This is a genomic window from Edaphobacter sp., from assembly GCF_035532915.1.
In the GTDB taxonomy this organism is placed as follows: Bacteria; Acidobacteriota; Terriglobia; order Terriglobales; family Acidobacteriaceae; genus Edaphobacter.
This window is the reverse complement of the sequence record NZ_DATKQC010000237.1, coordinates 1-4,749: the sequence shown is the minus strand read 5'-3', so window position 1 is coordinate 4,749 and position 4,749 is coordinate 1. Positions and strand designations below refer to the sequence as shown.

At 55.0% G+C, this 4,749-nt stretch carries 5 protein-coding genes; 3 read left to right on the top strand and 2 right to left on the bottom strand.

All coding sequences use genetic code 11. The features are described 5' to 3' along the window. The 3 genes from istB to VMU57_RS11415 form a co-directional block, all read left to right on the top strand. A partial coding sequence (gene istB, locus VMU57_RS11425) for an IS21-like element helper ATPase IstB (RefSeq protein WP_325383470.1) occupies positions 1–780 on the top strand: 780 nt, incomplete at its 5' end. Positions 781–1,236: 456 nt separating this feature from the next. Beyond that, positions 1,237–1,545 (top strand): hypothetical protein, encoded by a 309-nt coding sequence (locus VMU57_RS11420; protein ID WP_325383468.1) that lies wholly within the window; start codon positions 1,237–1,239, stop codon positions 1,543–1,545. Positions 1,546–1,607: 62 nt separating this feature from the next. Then, positions 1,608–2,216, top strand: coding sequence for a hypothetical protein (locus tag VMU57_RS11415; protein WP_325383466.1), 609 nt, complete (start codon positions 1,608–1,610; stop codon positions 2,214–2,216). A 37-nt stretch (positions 2,217–2,253) separates the two neighbouring features. On the opposite strand, the gene VMU57_RS11410 is transcribed toward VMU57_RS11415, so the two are convergent. Beyond that, complete coding sequence (locus VMU57_RS11410) at positions 2,254–4,461, bottom strand: hypothetical protein (protein WP_325383464.1); 2,208 nt, start codon at positions 4,459–4,461, stop codon at positions 2,254–2,256. A 16-nt stretch (positions 4,462–4,477) separates the two neighbouring features. Then, positions 4,478–4,749: hypothetical protein (locus VMU57_RS11405; protein ID WP_325383462.1), on the bottom strand; the 272-nt coding region annotated here is incomplete at its 5' end.

The following is a 4,749-nucleotide window of genomic DNA, read 5'->3' as shown; positions in this document are numbered from 1 at the left end:
GCGGCCCCTCAGATCAGAACGGCGTTGACGGAAAATCTGAAAGAACTGCATCTTCCGGCCATGCGCGAGTGCTTCGAGCAGGCCGCGCAGCAGGCCGAGAAAGAGACCCTCAGCTACGAGCAATACCTGCTGCAGTTGACGGAGCGGGAGTGCGAGTCGCGGCGGCGCAATCGTATCGCCGCGCTGCTGCGCGAGTCGGGGCTGCCACGGGAGAAGACGATGGCGAACTTCGACCTGAAGCGCTTGCCCGTCAAGGCCGGACGACAACTGAAGGCGCTGGTGGACGGAAGCTTCCTGGATCGCAAGGAGAACCTGCTTCTGTTCGGAAATCCCGGCGCGGGCAAAAGCCACTTGCTGTGCGCCCTGGCCCATGAACTGATCGCGCAAGGACGCAGGATGAAGTACACCAGCTGCGCCCTGCTGGTGCAGGATCTGCTGGTGGCCAAGCGCGACCTGCGGCTGAGCAAAGAGATCAAAAAGCTGGCCCGCCATGACGGCTTGATCATCGATGAGATGGGCTACGTCCAGCAAAGCCGCGAGGAGATGGAGGTGCTGTTCACGCTGCTGGCCGAGCGATACGAACGCGGCAGCGTGCTGTTGACCAGCAATCTTCCGTTCTCCAAGTGGGAGGGGATATTCAAGGACCCGATGACCACGGCGGCAGCCATCGACAGGCTGGTACATCACTCGGTCATCGTGGAGCTGAACATCCCCAGCTACCGAATGGAAGAGGCTAAAAAGAATCGGGGTCCGGCGCCGGAAAGCAACCAACCCAACTGAGGGCAGCGCGGAGATCGGCGTCCGTTGTTGCTGGCAGGCCCTCCGCTTCGCCCCTTCGGGGCTACGCTCCGGCCCTGCCAGCAACAACGGCATCTCAGCGAGGAAAGTAGAGAAAGTAGCTCCAACAACTATCGGGAATTATGGTTGTCGTTGACCGGAAAGAATAGTTGACGCCAGACAACTGTGCAACCTGAATGCTCAAGCGGGTATCGCCGTACCGACACCTTCAGGATCTCTTCCAAAACAGTAGAGTCTGGATCGGCTCAACCGTTGTCTTTCGTGCTGACTATACGGGCGACAGTACTAAAGACATCAAGGATCCCGGCGAATCCTGCCAACAAGATCACTGTAATCTGTACTTCACAAAATTCTATGGGTGCCGTCCTTTCCTCTTGGCAGTGGTTACCAAATGCAGCTAGAATCCACCTAACGGCCCCTCCAAAGGTGGGGCAAGTCATGAGTCCACGCCCACTCATACTGATCCACCGGTATCAAGGGAATAAGGACCTGCATCCAGATCAACAGCCTGCGGAGTCGACTGCCGGTGAGGATCAGGCAATGAATGCGGAAGCCAAGCCCGTCATTCTCGAAGTTAAGGACCCAGGAAACGGTAACGCGTCACTGTTCCATTCTTTTACGACTCCATTGATTGAGTTACTTTTGACCCGGGAGCCGATCCCATTGGGCCGGGTCAGCGATGTTCTCAAATTCGTCCGCGATAAAGAAACCCAGGCAAGCGCCAGGGCAGAGACGTTAGGAGATTGAAAAAGGAGGACCGACCGCAGTCGACAGAGATCACATTTGCCAGCAGGCGGAAAGGACTGACCATGGTAACCGCACAGGAATCTCAGGAAAACAGGCTGCTGACCTTCGCGAATATTTTCAAGGGATATATGGGGATAATGCCGATCGTTACCGCTGCCCTTGCACCGTTGCTCACTGCGATGAATGTTATCCCTGTCTATGAATCCCAACGAAAGCCGTTAGCCGCGATGGCGGGAATCCTTGGTTTTTTACTGCTCGCGTGGGTTTTTTATGTCCGGAGGACGATCGCCCTCGGTAGCGTCAAGACTGGCTATCGAACGTTCTTCAACCTGTGCCCATTGATCCTCGTTCTTGCCAGCGTCTTCTGTTACGTAAGCTACACGAATAGCCTCGACACATCGTTGACGCAAATCTCGCAAGCAAATTCGGGAGTCACGCGGGTGCTAGCTCTTGGTACTTGGAGCGAAAACAACGCGGTACCAGCGTCGCTGCGTTTGCAATTGCTGTATCTGGGGATGTTCCTCTTTGCGGAGGCAGCTTTCGTGATCATGGCGCTCCGCGAATATTCCATTGATGTTCTGCGCATCTCGGAACACGACTGGATGTTCGGCTCTCAGGAAGGATCTCCGTCCGCCGCGACATTACCAGATTCGAGCGCTCACCAGGGCTGACTCATCGCCCACCCAGGGATGACCGCCCAAATCGCGATCAGCTATTGGATTGATAGTGTTTCAATACATGGTCCCAGCTAATGTCCATTTCTCTCTGAGAGGCGCTGCCCGCAAGAGCAAACACGACCGCAATTCCCCAGCCATTTACAAAATCGTCATGCGTATTCTTCACAAAACTTCCAAGCATATTCTGAAACGCATTCGTCTTCGCGATAAACTCCGGGTTATGACTGAAGTCGTCCCCCGGAATCGTCTCGAGAAACGCCAATAAGTCCTTCAATTTGAGCGCGGTCTTGGACATCGCATCCGCCCACCAACTGATAGCCGTCCAATCTACGCCGACATCGCCTAACGTAGTCACAGACAATTGGCTCAACTCCGGAATCGTCTTGAACGCTGCCACATTTCCATTCACATCCATCGCGTTCCAAATTGCGTCGTTTTGCAGTGCCGCCAGCCGTTCAGGTCCCGCAGTGTCTCCCGGGTCAAGCAAAGCGATCATCGCATTCCTCCCGGCCCGTTCAATCTCCGGGCGGTTTCTGGGTATACGTTGACCGGGATCGGCGAAAAAGAGTCCGAGTACCCCATCGTTGTCGTATCTAGCCGAGGCGCTGACGTGGGCATGCGGAAAGACACGACTGGCCGCCAGAGTGCCTTCCCAGTACTGCGTCTTCTGCCCTTCGTCAATCAGCTTGAGCGCCACTCCAAGCAGAATCTGATCCTGCATATCCTGCCGTGTTGCGCTGTCCTTATAGAAAACGTATGACTGTTGCATTGTAAGAATGGGCTGCACTTCCGAACCACTACCGGCGGAAGCCTGGATCGTTATCGGTGCATTCGCAGCGACTGCCGCATAAGCTGCCGTGACCAAGAAGTCCTGAGCAAGAGCCCGGCGCAGTTTGTCGGGATCAGCAGCATAGGGGGTGGCCGCAACGCTTACCCGACTCGCGTCAGACTTGTCCGTGACCACCACATGGCCGTATGGATCGCACAGAATCGTGCAGGACTGAACGTAAGAATCTACCTGGGCAGCATTGTAGAAGCCGAGGAGGTTCATCGAAATCGTGTGCTTGTATTCCCTCGAATCCGTAACAATATTTCGGCTGAGTTTCGCATTCCCTAGTTGCGAGAGTCCGGTCCAATTCCCCTTGAGGGCATCTTTCAATGCTGCATCGGTCGCATCCGTGTCACCAGCAGTTAGATCGATCTGATAGATCACGGCTGCCTCATCGGTTGATTCAGCCGAGCAGCATATGTTCATCGCTACCGAGAGGCTGCGATCTACGCAGTCGTTGAGGGCACTATTGAGACTCTTTGCTGTATCGCCCGCTATCCCAGCACCCTTGCAACTCACACCTGGAAACGCCGTCGAAAGGAATATGGATACCAGATCAGTTGTGCCCTCATCCACGCCGACTCCGGCTCTCGCCGTAAAATTGGCTGTCAGAGTTGAACCTCGCTTCTTGTACACACCAATCTCCAGGAGGTTCTCCCCGATCTTATGCGAGCGCACGATCATATCCCCGGAGAGCGCGATGGAACCGGAGAGCTGCAAAGTTGCCTCAGGTTGCACGGTGATCTTGTAGTTCAGCGGTAGATCCGCCGAAGCCAAGGCATTGATGGACACCGGAAGCTCATAGGAGCCAGTGAAGGTAACAGTCCCACTGATTTCGTTTGCACAGACTGAGCCTGTTGGCTGCCCGCGAACTGCGTCCACTGTAGCAGCAAGATAGAAACCGTCGAGAGCGGCCTTCAGCGCATCGATTAAAATGGGGAACTTCCCCGCGCTGGCTTCGATCAGCGTGTAGGTAGTGAGATCACACTTCGAGATATCCTGGACCCCAGCGCCGAACCCATCCACGCTTGCCTGCGCATTGGCATCGACCGAAACGTCGAATCCTACGCCTACCCAGCACTGATCCGGCGCAATCTTGATATCCGGTGAGAATGTGTCGCTCGGAAATAGCGTCTTATCGACCGGTCTGATGATCGAGATCTCACCGCAGACACCGGCGCCTACCGTGAGCTTCGCGACGTTATCAATCGCTGCGTTCGGCGTGGAGCAGTCCGCCCCGAAAGAGAATCCTTTCAAAGACGTCTGATCCACCGGTTTCGTGAATTCATCTCTCAATGCCTGGGTAAGACTCGAAATTTGAGTGATTTTTGCCTTTGCTAATGGAGAGTCGTCTCGAATCTCAATCGTAGCGATCAAGCCTAATGCATCTGTGATTTGAAGATTGGCCATTAGGATAGCCTCCAGGCTATTTGGAACTGGAAGACTTAGAAGCGAGCAAATCGATTGCATCCTGACGAGTGACGACAGAATTCAACGCTTGCGCGGGGTCTTTTCCCTGTTGCGCGGCGGCGGCAGTAACCAGACTCTTCTGCAGATCGTTGAGGGGTAGCGTCGTTGCTGTAGGAATAATGTTCGTCGAGGGAGGGGGGATGTTGGGAAGGTTGGTTCGCGGAGTTTGGAGGGTTAGTACCTGTCCAAGTGTCGGTGCATTCGCAATGCGGGCGCTAGGCAGCATCT